1 protein-coding gene is annotated in these 385 nt (G+C 42.6%); it reads left to right on the forward strand.

The window, feature by feature from the left end; all coding sequences use genetic code 11:
- Positions 1-197: hypothetical protein (locus H5S10_RS00455; RefSeq protein ID WP_267905325.1), on the forward strand; the 197-nt coding region annotated here is incomplete at its 5' end.
- Positions 198-385 lie beyond the last annotated feature (188 nt).

Consider the following 385-nt stretch of genomic DNA (forward strand, 5'->3'; position numbering starts at 1 on the left):
AAGCGGAGGTACTTTCACTTGCACTTACCGAAGCTGAAGTTGATTCACTCGCACTTACAGATGCTGATGTGCTTTCACTTGCACTTACCGAAGCAGAGGTACTTTCACTTGCACTTACCGAAGCTGAAGTTGATTCACTCGCACTTACTGAGGTTGAGGCACTTTCGCTTCGACTCAACGAAATCGATCCACTTTGACTACCGCTTAATGATGTTTCAATTGATTGACTAGTACTGCTTGAAACACTCTCTTGAATTGACGCAGAATTACTTGCTGATGTACTTTCCGAATGAGATACACTTTCTGAATGCTCTGTTTCACTCGTATATTCCACCCTAGTAGTACCATTCTGATTAATATCTGCCATTACCGTTTGTACTGGTGC

This window comes from Limosilactobacillus balticus, assembly GCF_014145615.1.
Classification (GTDB): Bacteria; Bacillota; Bacilli; order Lactobacillales; family Lactobacillaceae; genus Limosilactobacillus; species Limosilactobacillus balticus.